This window comes from Streptomyces sp. NPDC048644, assembly GCF_043199105.1.
Classification (GTDB): domain Bacteria; phylum Actinomycetota; class Actinomycetes; order Streptomycetales; family Streptomycetaceae; genus Streptomyces.
The window spans coordinates 1-14,855 of the sequence record NZ_JBICVO010000025.1; the positions used below are offsets into that span (position 1 = coordinate 1).

Sequence of the window (14,855 nt, forward strand, 5' to 3'; positions counted from 1 at the left end):
GGACAGATGGACACAGCTTCAAAACCATGGCTAGGCTTCTGACATGGGGAAACGAACTAAGAGCCGATCCGCAGCCGCGCGGCAGGCATACAACATCGAGGCCGAGTGGTCCGAAGCAGACCTGGCTCTTCTCGCGGAGCTGAAGCGGGCCGATGCCCTTCTGCCAGACGACGCACCGCGTGCGCTGCTGTCCGTCCGACTCTCTGTCCTCACGGACGACACCACCTCGCCCGTTCGTCAGGAACTCGACCTACGCGTCAAGGCGAGGGAGATGGGATGCCGAGTCGTCGGTGTCGCCAGCGACCTCAACGTGTCCGCCACCAAAGTCCCGCCGTGGAAGCGCAAGGAGCTTGGGGATTGGCTCAACAACCGGTCCCCCGAGTTCGACGTCCTGCTCTTCTGGAAGCTGGACCGCTTCGTCCGGCGCCTCTCGGACCTAGCCGTCATGATCGACTGGTGCTTGAAGTACGAGAAGAACCTCGTCTCGAAGAACGACAGCATCGACCTGACCACGACGGCCGGCAAGATCATGGTCCACATCATCGGCGGCATCGCGGAGATCGAGGCCGCCAACACCAGCACCCGCGTTGCGAGCCTTTGGGACTACGCCAAGACGCAGTCCGAGTGGATCATCGGCAAGCCTTCGTACGGCTACATCATCGAGGAAGACGAGAACGGCAAGCTCGTCCTCCGTCATGACCCGGACGCGCACAAGGCACTCCACTGGGCGCGGCGCATGGCCCACCGAGGCGTCTCGACCAATCGCATGGTCAAGATCATCAAGAGGTCTCGGCTCATGAACCAGAGCCTTACCACCTCCACGCTGCTCCGCAGGCTCCGCAACCCCGGACTCATGGGATACCGCGTCGAAGAGGACAAGAACGGCGGCGTGCGTACTTCCAGGATCGTCCTTGGCAAGGACGGCAAGCCGATCAGAATCGCTGAGGAGATCTTCACGGAGGAGGAGTTCTACGCGCTCCAAGAAGTCCTCGATGGGCGTTCGAGGAAGCAGCCCACCCGTCAACCGAACGGTGCCACGAAGTTCCTCGGAGTCCTCATCTGTAAGGACTGCAAGACGAACATGACCGTGCAGAACACGACCAACAAGTTCGGGGAGTACCACTACCTGCGCTGCCGCGAGTGCAAGAGCGGTGGCCTCGGCGCACCCAACCCCATGGAGATCTATAACCAGGTCGTCGAAGACGTGCTGAAGGTGCTCGGTGACGAGCCAGTGCAGACAAGGGAGTACGCCAAGGGCGCCGAGGCGCGCAAGGAGGTGAAGCGGCTCGAAGGGTCGATTGCCCTATACATGAAGGAGCTGGAGCCGGGAGGCCGGTACACGAAGACCCGGTTCACGCGGGAGCAAGCGGAGCAGACGCTAGACAAGCTGATCGGCGAGTTGAACTCCATAGACCCTGAGACGACGCAGGACCGGTGGGTCAACGTCCACAACGGTAAGACCTTCCGCCAGCAGTGGCAGGAGGGAGGCATGGAAGCCATGTCCGCGGACCTGGTCCGTGTCGGGATCACATGCGAGGTGACACGGACGAAGATCCCGAAGGTACGGGCCCCCGAGGTGCACCTTCGCCTCCTCATCCCGAAGGACGTACGGAAGCGCCTGATACTCAAGGAGGACGACTTCCAGACCGCGTTCTAACACCCTGCGGTCGAGGCCCCTATATAAGGGACAAGCGCAAGGCCCCCCGCAGTGTCGATGCGGGGGGCCTTGCGCTCACAACTTGTTCGGTTCGTACGGCTCCTCGTTGCCGTCATCGTCCACGATCACGATCTCGCTTGTCACTCCCACGGCTGGCCCCTCAGTTCATCCCAACCGGGCCTCTCTGCCGTGGTCACTCGTCGTCGACCTCGGCGGAGGCGTAGCTCGGCCTGCCGACCTCGTTGTTCCAGTAGTCCGTTGCCATCTCCTGAGCGAGGGCGTGGGGGACGCCAGCCACGATGGCCTCCGTATAGACAACTCCGGATATTCGGGCCAGTACGACGACCGCGGCCCCCCGCTGCTCAATCAGAGCCTGGTTCATCTCCGTCTCGATGCCAGAGATCAGCTCGTCAAACCCATCAGCGTCAGTCAATTCATTCCTTAGTGCTTGCTTGCTTCGAGGTCGAGGACGCTCCCCCACGACCTCTCGCCGATCTCGGCGTCCACGGGGACCAAGAGGCCGCGGACGGTCATCTCCATGATTCGCGCGGTCTTCTCGGCCAGTTCGGCGGCGCGGTCCTCGGGGAAGCTGAACACCAGCTCGTCGTGGATCGGGAGGCGTACGAACTCGGTGTATCCGTGGCGGTCGAGTTCGATCAGGGCTCGGGCCGTAATGTCACGGCTGGTGGACTGGATGAAGTAGTTGAGGGCTGAGTAGACCCTGTCCTTGTCGACTGGCAGGCGCCGGCCGGTGCCGGTGTAGATGAAGCCGGTGCGGCGGGCCTCGCGCTGAAGCCGGTCGGCGAAACACTTCACGCCGGGGTAGGTCTCCCAGAACGCTTTGACGGCCCGCTTGGCTTCGGTCTCCGAGACGCCGTACTGCTCGACGACGGCCTTCCAGCCGCCGCCGAAGACCACCGTGAAGTTGGTGCCCTTTCCGGCCTTGCGGTCGACCCCTGCGGCGTCAGCGGTGATCTGGTGGAGGTCCAGGCCGCGGTGGAACGCGCCGAGCATCGTCGCGTCGCCGCTGAAGGCGGCGAGCACACGCAGCTCCATGTTCCCGTAGTCGGAGGACACGGTCACGTGGCCCGGTTCCGCCAGGAAGCAATGCCGTACGTAGCTGTCGCCCGCCGGAAGAGTCTGGGCGGGGATGGCGCCCGTGATGCTCATGCGCGCTGTCCTGGCCAGGCAACTGTTGATGCTGGCGTGCACGCGGCCTTCGGCGTCCTGGCCCCCGAGTGCCCGGTCGAACCAGGTGGCCCGCCACTTCTTCGCCTTCTTGGCCTGGATGATGGCCTCGGTCAGAGGTATGCCGATCGAGGACAGCACCTCGTCATCGACGCATATGTTCCCCTTCTTGGTCTTCTTCGTGAGCTGGATGCCGCGTTCCTGGAGGGCGGCGATGATCTGGGCGTTGGCGTTGACGTTGTCGACGCCCTCGCGGCGCGCGACCTCTTCCCACTTACGCTGCTGCTCGCGCAGCTCCTCCGACTTCGCCTGCGCGTACTCCCGGTCAAGCAGGTATCCCCGGCGCTCGATCTTCGCCGTGATGTGTGCGAGCCGGTGTTCCCAGGAGACGAGTCCGCGCTTCCTGCTGCGGGCCGGCACCTTCGGCTTGAGGATCTTGAACAGCCGGAACGCGAGGATGGGATCCATCCCGGCGTACAAGTTGAAGCCGTAGTGGTTGATCGGGATGACCGGCCAGACCTCCGCCTTCTTGACCTTCAGCTCCGCGGCGATGGCCGTCATTGACCCTTTGACCTCATCGGCGAGGCGTTCGCAGATGTAGTGCTTGGTCAGTTCTTCGAGCTTCAGCCCCGGCCCCTGCTCTTTGACCGGCCTCGGATCAACGAGATGGGCAAGCAGCTTGGTGTCCCAGGACTTCGGGGCAAGCTCTTCCATCGGGATGCCGAGGCAGGCTTCGGCTACGTGGAGGTCGTAGGTGCCGTTGTGGGCGATGAGTCGGTGCACCGTCCGCAGTGCCCAGCGAACCGCGTCGCGGAAGGCCCGGCCCTTCTCGACGGGTACGACGAAGGACTCGTCGGCGGTACCGAACTGCCAGAGGCGGGCCCGAAAGGTGCCCAGGCTGGCGTGCCACCAGTCCAGGCCCGTCGTCTCGCTGTCGTGCGCCAGGAGATCCTGGTGGGTGAGGACGAAGGTCTCGAAGTCGGGAAGGTCGTCCTGGCTTTCCACTACGTGGATGCGGACCGGCTGGCCCTTGATCGGGTAGTCAATGACCCGGATGTGAGTCCTCCTTGCCCATGGGGGCCGGCCTGACGAGCCGACCCCCATCGCACATCAACTTTATGGATAGCGTTAATTCATGCATTTGCCCGGAAGGCACCGTCCTTCTGCCGCCAGAGCGGCGGGCACTGTTCAGACTTGGGGAGGCCACGGCCGCCGCAGAAGTAAGCGGCCCAGCTACCGCCGTCCTTGAAGTTTCGCTGACCGTGCTCGCAGGTGTAGTCGCTACCACTGGCCTGCGAGGCGACGACCTTGCCGTTCTCGAACCTCTTGGGCGCGGCGCCGGCCCCGCCCTTGTACTGCTCGCGGGTGTACTGGGCGAACTTGGCGTTGTACTCGATCAGGCCCTTCTCCTTCATAGCGGCCAACAGCTCGACGCCGCGGGTTGCCGTCTCCATGGCGGTGTGTCCGTAGACAGCCGGGGTCAGCCACTCGGCGGCGTAATCCGGGCCTGCCTTCACAGTGAGACCGATCTTGAAGGGCGCAGGCGTGGTCGGGGCGGGAGTGGTCACAGGCTTCTCCTTGGTGGCTTCCTGCTCGGTGGTGGTGGGTTCGTCCCAGGGGGACTTGTCGGCGAACGGGTCGTCATACGTCACGGCTGACTCCCTTCGCGGCCGGGACGTGGATGAGCATGTCCAGCAGGCCGGCGAGGTCGAGTGGGTGGAGATTGAATTCGGTGAGGTCGCCGTCAGCGTCCCGGTGACCGATGTAGGTGGGGGTGCCGGCCGCGTCGTCGTAGGTGACCTCTAGCCGGACGAACGTTCCGGCGGCGAGATCTCGCCTGTAGGTCTTCGTCGTTTCGATCACGCTGCGTTCCTTCGGGTGCGTAGGGTGCGGTTCATCTGCTGAGCTAGGGCGACCGCGGCTCGTGTGAGCGCCTGGCGGTCGGCCTGGTCGGGCACAGGGAGGCCGTAGACATGGCGCCGCATCAGGAGCTGCTGATACCGCTCGGGCAGCTTCTTCATGGAAGCCGACGCGTCGATGCGTGCGGAGATGACGTTGTCGGTGACGCGAGTCTGTAGAAGGTCGTCCTTCTTGCCGACCACTTGGCTCAGCTCGTCGTCCGTGTAAAGGAAGGTCCGCAGCGCGGCCTTCGCCTCGTCGGGGGTGTAGTAGTACGCGTCGTCCAGGAGGTCGCGGTAGTTGCGTTCCTTGGACGCGTACTGGGTGCCAGCCTTGTTGAAGATCTTCCAAAGGAAGTCCTCGTTGGCGTAGTTGGCCTCGATGGCAGGACGGTGCTCGTAGGCGTGCAGCAGGATCTCCTGCTTCACATCGTCCTTCTCGACGATGGCCCACTTCTGCGCGATGTTGTAGGCCACGCGCTCCGCGAGGGCTGAGAGATAGGCCCAATCAAGGACGACCGGCTCAGGCAACGTTCGCTCCCTTCGTGACGAAACGGCCCTGGTAGTTGCGCTGGATGGCTCCGTACCGGGCCCCGTCGACCACGAACGAGCCGTCTCGCTCGACGTACACGGGTACCGGCACCGCGGAGTACTTGCCGGAAAGGAGCCGTCCCCAGCCCTTTTGCCAGTTCGCCACGCCTTGGGACAGGTACTCGGCCTTGGACTCGTCCATGAGGTGCCCGACCTCGAACCCGAAGAGGGTGCGCCGGTGCCGGCCCACGCCCACGGTCTCGGGCGAGACCGCGTTCTTGTGGGTGTGTCCCATGACGACGGAGCGGTCGAGCTTCTTCACCTTCGACGCCGCCGTCCTGCCCGGGATCTGGTTCAGCCCGCGTAGCTCGTGTCCGTGCATGGCGACCCACCCGGGTGCGATCTCCGTGAACGGCGGCAGGACCTCGATGTCCAACTCGTCGAATCCCAGGAGCACATCGACGTCGAAGGCTCGGCTGGCGGCGAGGGCCGGCGCGTACTTGAGCAAGTAGTCACGGGGGCGTGAGTCGTGGTTGCCGATGACGAACTTGATCGGTCCGGCGTAGCCCTCGCGCAGCTCAGCCAGGAGGGCCTTGCCGCCTTCGGATTCGCGGCAGACGTCGTTCTCGAACTCGTCGCGCGTGCCCTTGGACCATCGGCTCGGGGCCGCGTAGTTCATAAAGTCGCCGATAATCAGCACCTCTTCGGGCTGCCGCTCTCCGATATAGCCCCACAGGTTCCGTACCGCTCGTGCATCGTGAAGCGGGTACTGTACGTCGGAGACGATGGCTATTTCCTTGACGCTCATGCGGCGGCCTCCTCTCGGCGCTGGATCTCGATTTCGATGTAGTTCTTGGCCTTTTCCAGGTCCGCGATGGCGTTGCCCTTCAGGTCTGCTCGCCAGAGGTACTTGATCGCGTTTCCGAGGGGGAAGGTCATGTGCTTGGTGATCTCGATGCACTCGATTCCGCTTGGGTGGCTGGTGTAGTGGGGTGGGTGCTCGATAGCGATCCGGGTTGGCTCCGACGGGGTGGTGGGGGTGACGGCGGCTTTCATGACTTCCTGGGCTTTGCAGGCGTCGACGCCCATGGCGAGGCCCTTGGTCTCGTTGATGAGGCGCCGGCCCGGGTTGGACTCGGTCGCGTGCATCAGCTCGTCGTCTGTGAAGCACAGCGCGCCGCCGTTGCGGAGCTGCACGTCGTTCGGGTACGGCTGGCCTTCGTGGACGGCTTGGACGACCCCGCGTTTGTCCTCGTAGAGCCATCTCGCCACCTGCCCCGATACGGCGACGACGACCACTTCGTCACCGACCTTGAAGCGCGCCATCACAGACCTACCCTTTCTCGGAACTTCGCTGGACCGAACTCATGAATGAACCTGGCTGCGTCGTAACCGTCGCCCAGGTCAACGGCCTTTGCATTGGGCAAGCGCTCACAGAGCTTGGCGGCGAAGCCGCGGCCGGCGTCATCTCCGTCGCCGAGGACAAAGACGGTCTCGAAGCCAGCGAATGCCGGATCGAAGTGATCGCGCCAGCTCGACACACCAGGGGTGCCCACGGCGGGCACACCGGCGCTCTCGACCGCAGCACCGTCCAACTCCCCCTCGGTCACCGCGATGTACGGCTTGCTGGTGAGAAGGGACGCCGTGTTGAAAAGGCGAGGCGGGTGGCCAGAAAGCCCCATGTACTTGCCATGGCCCTCGTGCTTTTCCTGCTGCGGTGGCAGATACGAACCGTCCGGTGCCTTTACACACGCGTCAGCGATGCAGCGGAACCGAATTGTTGCCACGGCGTGGATTCCCCCGGCGGGGCGCCAGTACGGGATAGCCAGGCGGCCACGGTGGAGGTCATGTCCGACGACTGGTTCCGAAACGTAGCCGAGGCGGAGCTTCGCTACGTCCCCGAGGCCGCGGTGCGCCATGTACCGTTCGGCCGGGCTGTCCGGGTAGCTGGTCGTGTAGCGCTTGGCTCCCGTGACCAAATCGGCTTTCTGCGAGTCGTGCAGCTTCGGCAAACCCCGCCTTCTCCTGTCGCATGATGATGTCGATCGAGTCCAAGGAGAGGTCACAGGCAAAGCAATGGACCTTTTCCGTGGAATAGTTGACGCTCGCCGATGGCGTTTGCTCGGTGTGGAATGGGCAGAGGCACCTGGCCCAGGAACCGACGCGGGTCGGGCGCTTCGGAGGCTGCCACTCCGGGAAGTAGTGGGTGAGGACTGTCGCGATGGGCGGCCTGGGTGTCACTTGTCCTTGCCTTGGTAGAAGCGCCGGCCTATGAGGCGTGGGGCAGGTGGGTCATCGAGGTACTGGGCTGCCGACCGGAGGACAGCGGGGCGGTCCTTGGCTGCCGTGAGGAGTCGGCCGTTGCACATGCGGCAGAGCAGCCCGCGAACAAGTTGGGTTTTGTGGCAGTGGTCGACGGAGAGGCGCTGCCGTCGGGTTCCGCCGCAGATGGCGCATTGGCCGCCCTGAAGGCGGAACAGCAGGTTGTACTCTCCAGGCCCCAGGCCGTATGTGGAACGGACACGGGCCTCGTGGCTGGCGGTGCGCCGTACGTTCCTCTTACACGTCCCACAGACTCGACCGCGTGGCGTGAAGAACCTCTCGGCCCGGTTCCTTTCGCAGCGTGCACAGCGCCGGAAGCCCTTGCGGGGGCTGGTCACGCTGCCTTCCGGAACGTGCGCTCAAGGCGCATGAGCTGTCCGGCCTGGTCACAGTCGGCCGCGTAAGCGCGCAGCGTGTCAGCGGCCATGACCTTCGCGAGCTGCTGCCCGCCGCGCCCTCGCCTGGTGACGACGGCCTGCAACTGGCCTCGACCACTGAGTTCGCGAGCAAGTTGCCGCGCGCTGCCGGGACGCGGTGCTGTGTCGCCGAATTCAACCAACAGGGCCACCGGCTCGGTGAGTTTGGCCCGCTCGACAGCGTCGAGGAGGTAGCGCTCGGCAAGGGTGCCGGCCAGGTCCACGGAGACGCTGAAGTCTCTGCGGTGTCGTCCGTGCTGGGGGTTGCGGGTGGTAATCACTGCTTCTCTTTCACGTAAGGCCAGACATCGCACATCAACTTTTTGGTGCTGCTTCAGAACGTTGCGCCGACCGCGACGTCTTCCAGCCGAATGTTGGATGTGTTGAAGGTGAAGGACGCATACGTCTCACCACTACTGTCTTCGAAGCCTTCGCGGTTCTTCACGGGGCCTATATTCAGGATGCGCGAGTCCATGCCGTCGATCTCCTTATGAATGGTCAGAACCAGGGCCGGAACTCGGCTGATCTTCCCCTTGAGGCCGGATTGCGGGATCGGCTTGAGCCCATCCGAGTATTCACCGATGACGTGGTGCATCGCCATGACGTGCGCGTGAGTCTCACGCGCCATTTCGCTGAGGTAGTCACAGAGCCCTTCGAGACCGAAGGTGAACTCGTCGGCGTTTCCCGTGCCTCCGGTATCCACATTGGTGATGTTATCGATGACGATCAAGTGGGGGTAGATGTTGAAAACCTCCCAATACGCCTCAAGGTGCAGTTCGATCTCCGCCGGGGTAGGTCGCGCCGAGTAGTTGAATCGCTGCCACCATCGCCTCGACAACACGTCGCCGTACTCCTCGAATTCTCCCGCTTGCAGCTTGCCCTTGACACTCTTGACGTCGTCCCCCGTAAGGATGGCCGTAGCCCTGGAGAGTTGAGTTGCAGCGGTTGAGTCCGCCGAGAAATAGAGGGTCGGCACATTGCTGCGGATTGCCAGATTGAGGGCGGCCACAGATTTCCCGGTTCCGCCAGCGGCGGCCACAAGAGATAGCTCCCCCCTGCGAAAGTCCACCCCGAGCTTGGCCAGCCCCTTAAAGGGGGACCTAATCGGCTCACCGGCCGCGCCTTTCATGCGCACGGATTGACTCAGAGAATACATCTAACCCCCTCTTTCCTTCTGTTATCCACATTAGCCGACTTCGCATCGCACATCAACTTTTCACTTAAAAGAACAAGCGTGGCTTACGTCACAGAACCGGCAGGCGTAGCCAGGGCTCGCCGGGAAGTCCCCGCGCTTCACCCCCTCGTCCATGACCACGAACCGCTCGGCCACGTCCCCCTCCTGGACATCATCGAGCTTCACCGGACGTGACAGCCGGCCCTCCTTGGCCAAGTACCAGTCAGCCTTGTTGACCTCGACGCCGTACAGCTTGCGCACCGCGACGCCGTACGTCTGGAGCTGGAACTTCGACTTCATCGAGCCGGTCTTCCAGTCCCGCGGGCGCACCGCGTCCCCGTCGTCAACGAGCTGGTCGATGTAGCCGCGGACCTTCACCCCGCCCAGTTCGACCATGAAGTACAGCTCCAGGCCAGGTGCGCCGTCCGGCGCCTTCCACGTCGCGGTGGGGTGCTGCTCGGCCCAGGTGGTGACGTAGTGGCTCACCTGGTTCTGCCCGAGGGTGTAGCGGCGTTCGATGTCTTCGCCCCCCGTATAGCCCGCGGCCAGCCACTTGTCCGTATCGGGCTCCTTCTCAAGGGCCGCATTGATGAGGGTGCTGTAGCGGTCGGAAAAGAGCTGTAGCGCCTCGTCCTCCCCCATGGTCCGGCCGGACAGTTCGTAGGCTTCGGCGACGGCATGGAAGGCAGTGCCGTGGTGTGACCAGGCCGCCGGCCTTGGCGCCACACGCTCAACCCGCTGTAGATAGAAGCGCCACGCGCACTTCTCGTACTGCTCGGTCTGGCTGACGCTACGGGGCTGGGTTTCGATGCTCATCGGGCGGCCTCCGGGTGGATGACGTACAAGGTGGACTCCGTACTTCCTGGAAAGAATTGGTTGCGGCGGGGCATGTGGACGGTGTCGACCACGGAGTCACGCCAGCGCTCGACACCCTCCCCCCGGAAAGCGGCCTCGACTTCGCCCTGACAGTCGGCCGTTGCCTGATCACTCACGACGAGGTGGTAGTAGGTGATGCCAAGGGCAGCGATCCTGCACACCATGACGCCGACAGTGACCAGTAGGTAAGTGGGCGCCTGTGCGATGGGCGCACTCTCAATGGCCCCCAGCAGGCTTTGGATCAAGTGCGGCTTGGCGGAGGCCAGGTCGCAGGTCATCATGCAGGTGATCTCCTCGTTCTTCGCAGGTCCGGGTTCGGGGCATGCTCCAGACGCCCCGTCAACTCCGCACCCTGTCGGTGCCACGGACCCCTTCACGGCCCGGCGCTCCCTGTGCCCCTAGGCGGCGACTGCCCCGCCCTGCACCTTGATCATTCGAACATGCATTCACTTTCTAGGCCGGGCGACGGGTAGTCTCCGTCTCCCACGAACGGCACTCTAGGCGAAAACATGGCACATGGTCTGTATTACTCACAGTGACAATCGGCCCGCCACCTGGGCGTTTAACGGGCGGCCATCGGCGAGCATCCACCCTGCGGCGACTCGGCCAGCCCCGGAATCAGCCGGATCCACGCCTATAGGCACGCCATGTCACATCAAGCCCGACATGCACGCTGAGTTACGAAAATCGATGCCCAAGGCATTCATGTACGAGTGTCCAAAATCAGGACACTCGCCCCCCTTCCCAAACTGCTCCGAATCTGCTAGAGAAACACGCTCCACCAATGAACCACGAAGCACTGCGCGAGCTGCTCCGAGCTAAACGCCGGTCCATCTGGCCACAGCACGCCGGCCTCGCGCCTCGCCCGAAGCCCGGCCTGTACCAGGATGAAGTAGCAGCACTCCTTCACGTCTCTGTGCAGACGTACCGGCGGCTTGAACAGGGGCAACTCCGCATCCCTGCCATCGACTTCCTCGCCCACGTCGCCAGGCTCCTCAACTTCAGTGAGGTTGAGTGGGCAGACCTGTGCCGGTACGCGCGCGACTGCGACCCGCCCCACCCCATACGCTCAAACTCCGGCCAAGAAGTCCCGGCCGAGTGGGGGGAGTTCATATCCGGCATCCCTCACCCGGCATGGGTCACAGACCAAAGCTGGAACGTTTTGGCCTACAACCAGGCATGGGCAGCGGTCTTCGAAAGTGGCACGCCCCCGGCCAATCACATGGCCTGGATGCTGCTGGACCCCGCCGCGCGCACAGACACTCTCCTCGACTGGGATACCTACTGGCTGCCCAACGTCCTGGTCGAGCTGCGCGCAGCCTGTGACGCACTCAAAGACGACCCGAAGCTGAGGGAAATAAACCACGCGGTACGCAACGATCCCCTCGTCGGCCCCCGCTACGCCTCCCTGCCTCGCGCTCACACCTCAACGGATGGGGACCACCGGCCACTCCGGCATCACCAGCTGGGTGACGTCTGGGTCACACTCCTGTCCTCCATGCCCAGCGACTCCCCGCGGGCACGCTTCGGCGGGCTGATCATGCAGCCGAGCCGGCCATCCGGCCAGCGCCGAACGCTGAAGGCCCCTCGGCATCACGCCCCGCACTCGGCGATATCTGCGCCCTAGCTCGACTTTCCACCCACACCCTCACGGAGTGTCATGAACCACGCATATGTCTCCCACCCCGCCGTTGTGCTCGCCCCCCACCGGGTGACCACCGAAGAGATCATCGAGGACATACGCAGCCACCACCCGAATCACGAGAAGATCAAGTCGATCCCCCGGCATCTCATCACCAGCCGGGTGGCGACGCGCTACTTCAGCAACCCGCTGCCATACGTCGCAGGCGCATCGAACATCGGCGACCGCACCGCACGGGCCTATGCAGATGCCCTCGCCATGGCCGAAGCCGCTGCGCAGAAGGCCCTGGCCGAGCACCACGTGGACCCCGCCGCGGTCGACGTCCTCATCACCTCGAACAGCGTCTCCGGCGGCATCATCCCCGGCATCGACATCCCCCTGGCCTCGAACCTGGGGCTCCGCCCCGATGTCCGCCGCATCCCGCTGAACACCGTCGCCTGCACCGGCGGCGCGCTGGCCCTCGCACGGGCGAAGGACATGCTGGCGGCCTGGCCCGACGCCACGGTCCTCGTCGTTATCAGTGAGCCGCTGAGCACCACGTACAACCACCGCGACACCGAGGTCGCAACCATGATCTTCAAGGGTCTCTTCGGTGACGCTGCGGCTGCTGCCGTCGTCACCAGCAAGCCCCTTGGGGCCGGCCTGCGGATAGACAGCACGTTGGAATACCGGCTGCCCGACAGCGCCCAGGCGTACTTCACCCGCCCCGACGAGACCGGCGTCCACTTCGAAAGCACCAAGATCTCGCTGACAGCGGTCAAACGAACTGTCCCACGTCTCGGCGAATGGATGCGTGGCTGGCAGGCCGATGTGCCCGTCATCCACACGGGCAGCCCCGACATCATCCGGACGGTCAATTCATGTCTCGGGCTTGACGAAAAAGCTTCCCGGCACGCCTACGCCAGCCTGGAAGAGTGCGGCAACCTCGGAGGGGTCTCAATTTTCGACGTTCTGTCTCGCACACATAGTGAACCGCCGAGCGACGGCGACAAGACCGTAATCGTTGCCTTCGGACCCGGCTTTACCATGACCGCATGCCGAGGAATCTGGCAGGCATAACGCCGCGCCCCGCTTCAAGGAAACTGCACCACATAAGCGTTTAAATAAATGGAGACATGCCGTGACTCGGTCTGACCAATCACTACGCGCCCCTCAACAAGATCGCGCAATTCGAACCCGTAGGGCAATCCTGAATGCCGCTGGCGCCCTTTTTGATGAGCGCGGCTATGAAGGCACGGCAATTGCCGACATAGTCTCGCGAGCTGGCGTAACGAAAGGCGCCCTCTACTTTCACTTCCCGGATAAGCGTGCCCTCGGACTTGCCGTCATCGAGGTACAGCTTGATGGGATGGTGCCCCTCCCCCCGCAGTCGCTGAAGACGCAACAGTTCTTGGACATGGGTTACTTCCTCGCCTACCAGTTGAGGACAGACCCGGTGCAGCGCGGGGCATCAAGGCTGACGATGAGACAGGGCCCTATCGACCTCGGACAAAAGCGTGTGATGACCCTCTGGATCGACGCCGTTGCAGAAGTTCTAACCGAGGCTCAAAAACAAGACGAGCTACTGCCCTCCGTGAACGTCAACGAAGTGGCCCGTTGTTTCGTCGGGGCATTTGCAGGTGTCCAAAATATGTCAAGAGAGTTCGACGGCCGAGTGGGCTTGGGTCGCGACCTGACGGTGCTATGGGAAATTACGCTTCCCGCCATCGTCCGGCCAGCGATTCTAGCCAAGCTTAAATTCGCACCCGACCGGGGAGAGCAGATCGCGGACAGTGCTTCCTCTGACAGTTAGCGCTCTTGCGGCGCGCCGAGAAGCATCGCACCGCAAGAGCCTTCTGAAATCAATCCGGTAGCTCCATGGCCCGTTGCAGATCTGCTTCAGGTAGCGGCTTACCTGCCGGCCACCGGAGGACGCGGCGACCGTCGGAGGGATCCCGGGGTACGTATCGCCAGCCACCTTCGGCCCCGGCGTAGTCTATGACGGTGTTGTCGCGGATCAGACGCCCGATTAGCCAGTCGGCATCGCGCCGCTGCGTCTCGCTCACCCTGTCGCCAAGCCGGCCCCGCATATATATCTTGAGGTTCTTCAGCACGTAAGCGTTGTGGTGACTGGGGCCGCTGCGGGATGTCTTCACATCCCAGATCGATTTCACCAATTCATTGACACGAAGAGCAATCGGCTTCTTCCGCAGCCCCATGCGGACCATGCGCTTGTTGACGGCCTGGACGGAGACCCCGTACTCGTCGGCGAGGTCGATGTCAGACACGCCAAGATGAAAGAGCTTCGTCAGCTCGGCGTCAGAGGGCAGCTTGGTCACGTGGGGCGACCTTTCCAGCACGGGCTTCGACGCACCTTCGCCCGAAGGGGTCGCAGGGGCGGCGCTGACCATACCAAGCATAACGTCGCACATCCACTTTTCACGAGGTACACCACCCAAGATGTGACCTGCGTCTCACTCTTTCCCCCTTGCGTGCACTCTCGCATCGCTAACACCTACATACTTAGTGAGACCGAGCGTAGCGAGGTTGAACAGATCAATCATTAGAGATTTGATGAATTAATTATCTCGAAAAACTTCTTCCTGTTGATTTCCCAGATTGAACATTTCTCTTGGTAGAGGTCCAGGAAGACCATGGCCTCGGCTGCCAGACAAGAAACCAGCCGAGGCTCCCATTCGGTTCGCTGCGGCTGATCCCCGTAGCGAGTGAAGGCGCGGTCGCTCCGCGCTGGAGTCGTGGTGTACGGATGCACGCCCCCGGTCAGGGGGCAGAGCGGGTTCGAATCCCGCCGACTCACAACGTCACGGAGGGGTGGTCACGATGCCCCGAGCAAAGTCGATCTGCATGTCTGTGGGCTGCACCTCTGTGACCGTGCGCTCTGGTCGCTGCGAGGAACACGCCCCTCCCAAGAGGGGCTGGAAAACCTCGGCCAGGAACAAGAACCGACCCGGCGACTTCCACTCCCGGCGGGCGATGGTACTAGCCCGCGACCGCTTCGCATGCCAACGCTGTGGCTCACGAGCCGAGCTGGAGGTGGACCACCTGGTCCCCATCGCCAAGGGCGGCTCCTGGGACCTCTCGAATCTATGGGTTCTGTGCCGCAGTTGCCACAGGCGCAAGACGTACTTCGAGGACCGCTGAGTCCCGGCGG

At 63.3% G+C, this 14,855-nt stretch carries 19 protein-coding genes, 1 tRNA gene and 1 pseudogene; 6 read left to right on the plus strand and 15 right to left on the minus strand.

What is annotated here, in order from left to right; genetic code table 11:
• The first annotated feature begins 43 nt into the window (after positions 1-43).
• The gene (locus tag ACGFNI_RS33740; protein WP_393689250.1) at positions 44-1,657 is read left to right on the plus strand and encodes a recombinase family protein; all 1,614 of its coding nucleotides are present in this window, start codon (positions 44-46) and stop codon (positions 1,655-1,657) included.
• A 193-nt stretch (positions 1,658-1,850) separates the two neighbouring features.
• Here the strand turns inward: ACGFNI_RS33740 and ACGFNI_RS33745 are convergent, their stop codons facing one another.
• From ACGFNI_RS33745 to ACGFNI_RS33810, 14 genes and pseudogenes are all read right to left on the minus strand, one after another.
• On the minus strand, positions 1,851-2,039 hold the full coding sequence (locus ACGFNI_RS33745) for a hypothetical protein (protein WP_393689252.1): 189 nt from the start codon (positions 2,037-2,039) through the stop codon (positions 1,851-1,853).
• A 59-nt stretch (positions 2,040-2,098) separates the two neighbouring features.
• Positions 2,099-3,850, minus strand: coding sequence for a DNA polymerase (locus tag ACGFNI_RS33750; RefSeq protein WP_393689254.1), 1,752 nt, complete (start codon positions 3,848-3,850; stop codon positions 2,099-2,101).
• A 128-nt stretch (positions 3,851-3,978) separates the two neighbouring features.
• Positions 3,979-4,497 carry a hypothetical protein gene (locus tag ACGFNI_RS33755; protein ID WP_393689256.1) on the minus strand — a complete coding sequence of 173 codons (519 nt, stop codon included), beginning with the start codon at positions 4,495-4,497 and terminating at the stop codon, positions 3,979-3,981.
• The gene (locus tag ACGFNI_RS33760) at positions 4,487-4,708 is read right to left on the minus strand and encodes a hypothetical protein (RefSeq protein ID WP_393689258.1); all 222 of its coding nucleotides are present in this window, start codon (positions 4,706-4,708) and stop codon (positions 4,487-4,489) included. The genes ACGFNI_RS33755 and ACGFNI_RS33760 overlap by 11 nt, the downstream gene beginning before the upstream one ends.
• Positions 4,705-5,274 (minus strand): hypothetical protein, encoded by a 570-nt coding sequence (locus ACGFNI_RS33765; protein ID WP_393689259.1) that lies wholly within the window; start codon positions 5,272-5,274, stop codon positions 4,705-4,707. Before ACGFNI_RS33765 ends, ACGFNI_RS33760 begins: the two co-directional genes overlap by 4 nt.
• Positions 5,267-6,082: a metallophosphoesterase gene (locus ACGFNI_RS33770; RefSeq protein ID WP_393689261.1), complete on the minus strand. Its 816-nt coding sequence runs from the start codon at positions 6,080-6,082 to the stop codon at positions 5,267-5,269. The genes ACGFNI_RS33765 and ACGFNI_RS33770 overlap by 8 nt, the downstream gene beginning before the upstream one ends.
• Positions 6,079-6,600 (minus strand): DUF3310 domain-containing protein, encoded by a 522-nt coding sequence (locus ACGFNI_RS33775; RefSeq protein WP_393689263.1) that lies wholly within the window; start codon positions 6,598-6,600, stop codon positions 6,079-6,081. The genes ACGFNI_RS33770 and ACGFNI_RS33775 overlap by 4 nt, the downstream gene beginning before the upstream one ends.
• Complete coding sequence (locus tag ACGFNI_RS33780) at positions 6,600-7,286, minus strand: toprim domain-containing protein (RefSeq protein ID WP_393689264.1); 687 nt, start codon at positions 7,284-7,286, stop codon at positions 6,600-6,602. Before ACGFNI_RS33780 ends, ACGFNI_RS33775 begins: the two co-directional genes overlap by 1 nt.
• A gap of 19 nt (positions 7,287-7,305) precedes the next feature.
• Positions 7,306-7,515: pseudogene (locus ACGFNI_RS33785) on the minus strand (CHC2 zinc finger domain-containing protein); the annotation flags it as partial.
• Entirely contained in the window at positions 7,512-7,934 is a 423-nt protein-coding gene (locus ACGFNI_RS33790) for an endonuclease VII domain-containing protein (protein WP_393689266.1), read from the minus strand. The pseudogene ACGFNI_RS33785 and the gene ACGFNI_RS33790, both read right to left, overlap by 4 nt.
• Complete coding sequence (locus ACGFNI_RS33795) at positions 7,931-8,293, minus strand: hypothetical protein (RefSeq protein ID WP_393689268.1); 363 nt, start codon at positions 8,291-8,293, stop codon at positions 7,931-7,933. Before ACGFNI_RS33795 ends, ACGFNI_RS33790 begins: the two co-directional genes overlap by 4 nt.
• Positions 8,294-8,346: 53 nt before the next feature.
• Positions 8,347-9,168, minus strand: a complete 822-nt coding sequence (locus ACGFNI_RS33800) for an AAA family ATPase (protein WP_393689269.1) — start codon at positions 9,166-9,168, stop codon at positions 8,347-8,349.
• Between the two features lie 60 nt (positions 9,169-9,228).
• Positions 9,229-10,002 (minus strand): PD-(D/E)XK nuclease family protein, encoded by a 774-nt coding sequence (locus ACGFNI_RS33805; protein ID WP_393689271.1) that lies wholly within the window; start codon positions 10,000-10,002, stop codon positions 9,229-9,231.
• A complete protein-coding gene (locus ACGFNI_RS33810; RefSeq protein ID WP_393689273.1) occupies positions 9,999-10,343 on the minus strand; it encodes a hypothetical protein in 345 nt (114 codons plus the stop codon). The genes ACGFNI_RS33805 and ACGFNI_RS33810 overlap by 4 nt, the downstream gene beginning before the upstream one ends.
• A 503-nt stretch (positions 10,344-10,846) precedes the next feature.
• On the opposite strand from ACGFNI_RS33810, the gene ACGFNI_RS33815 reads away from it, so the two are divergent.
• From ACGFNI_RS33815 to ACGFNI_RS33825, 3 genes are all read left to right on the plus strand, one after another.
• The gene (locus ACGFNI_RS33815) at positions 10,847-11,689 is read left to right on the plus strand and encodes a helix-turn-helix domain-containing protein (RefSeq protein ID WP_393689275.1); all 843 of its coding nucleotides are present in this window, start codon (positions 10,847-10,849) and stop codon (positions 11,687-11,689) included.
• A 33-nt stretch (positions 11,690-11,722) separates the two neighbouring features.
• The gene (locus ACGFNI_RS33820; RefSeq protein ID WP_393689277.1) at positions 11,723-12,763 is read left to right on the plus strand and encodes a 3-oxoacyl-[acyl-carrier-protein] synthase III C-terminal domain-containing protein; all 1,041 of its coding nucleotides are present in this window, start codon (positions 11,723-11,725) and stop codon (positions 12,761-12,763) included.
• A 61-nt stretch (positions 12,764-12,824) separates the two neighbouring features.
• A complete protein-coding gene (locus tag ACGFNI_RS33825; protein ID WP_393689278.1) occupies positions 12,825-13,496 on the plus strand; it encodes a ScbR family autoregulator-binding transcription factor in 672 nt (223 codons plus the stop codon).
• A 49-nt stretch (positions 13,497-13,545) separates the two neighbouring features.
• Here ACGFNI_RS33825 and ACGFNI_RS33830 read toward each other — a convergent pair whose 3' ends face one another.
• Positions 13,546-14,022: a hypothetical protein gene (locus tag ACGFNI_RS33830; protein WP_393689280.1), complete on the minus strand. Its 477-nt coding sequence runs from the start codon at positions 14,020-14,022 to the stop codon at positions 13,546-13,548.
• A gap of 411 nt (positions 14,023-14,433) precedes the next feature.
• Here ACGFNI_RS33830 and ACGFNI_RS33835 point away from each other — a divergent pair.
• Positions 14,434-14,502 (plus strand) — tRNA-Asp (locus ACGFNI_RS33835).
• Between the two features lie 175 nt (positions 14,503-14,677).
• Positions 14,678-14,845, plus strand: a complete 168-nt coding sequence (locus ACGFNI_RS33840; RefSeq protein WP_393689281.1) for an HNH endonuclease — start codon at positions 14,678-14,680, stop codon at positions 14,843-14,845.
• The last annotated feature ends 10 nt before the right edge of the window (positions 14,846-14,855 follow it).

Bases quoted from the DNA above. Each gene is read 5' to 3' on its own strand.
- ACGFNI_RS33740 (WP_393689250.1), top strand. From the start codon at position 44: ATGGGGAAACGAACTAAGAGCCGATCCGCAGCCGCGCGGCAGGCATAC.
- ACGFNI_RS33745 (WP_393689252.1), bottom strand. From the start codon at position 2,039: ATGAACCAGGCTCTGATTGAGCAGCGGGGGGCCGCGGTCGTCGTACTG.
- ACGFNI_RS33770 (WP_393689261.1), bottom strand. From the start codon at position 6,082: ATGAGCGTCAAGGAAATAGCCATCGTCTCCGACGTACAGTACCCGCTT.
- ACGFNI_RS33775 (WP_393689263.1), bottom strand. From the start codon at position 6,600: ATGGCGCGCTTCAAGGTCGGTGACGAAGTGGTCGTCGTCGCCGTATCG.
- ACGFNI_RS33800 (WP_393689269.1), bottom strand. From the start codon at position 9,168: ATGTATTCTCTGAGTCAATCCGTGCGCATGAAAGGCGCGGCCGGTGAG.
- ACGFNI_RS33805 (WP_393689271.1), bottom strand. From the start codon at position 10,002: ATGAGCATCGAAACCCAGCCCCGTAGCGTCAGCCAGACCGAGCAGTAC.
- ACGFNI_RS33810 (WP_393689273.1), bottom strand. From the start codon at position 10,343: ATGATGACCTGCGACCTGGCCTCCGCCAAGCCGCACTTGATCCAAAGC.
- ACGFNI_RS33815 (WP_393689275.1), top strand. From the start codon at position 10,847: ATGAACCACGAAGCACTGCGCGAGCTGCTCCGAGCTAAACGCCGGTCC.
- ACGFNI_RS33820 (WP_393689277.1), top strand. From the start codon at position 11,723: ATGAACCACGCATATGTCTCCCACCCCGCCGTTGTGCTCGCCCCCCAC.
- ACGFNI_RS33840 (WP_393689281.1), top strand. From the start codon at position 14,678: ATGGTACTAGCCCGCGACCGCTTCGCATGCCAACGCTGTGGCTCACGA.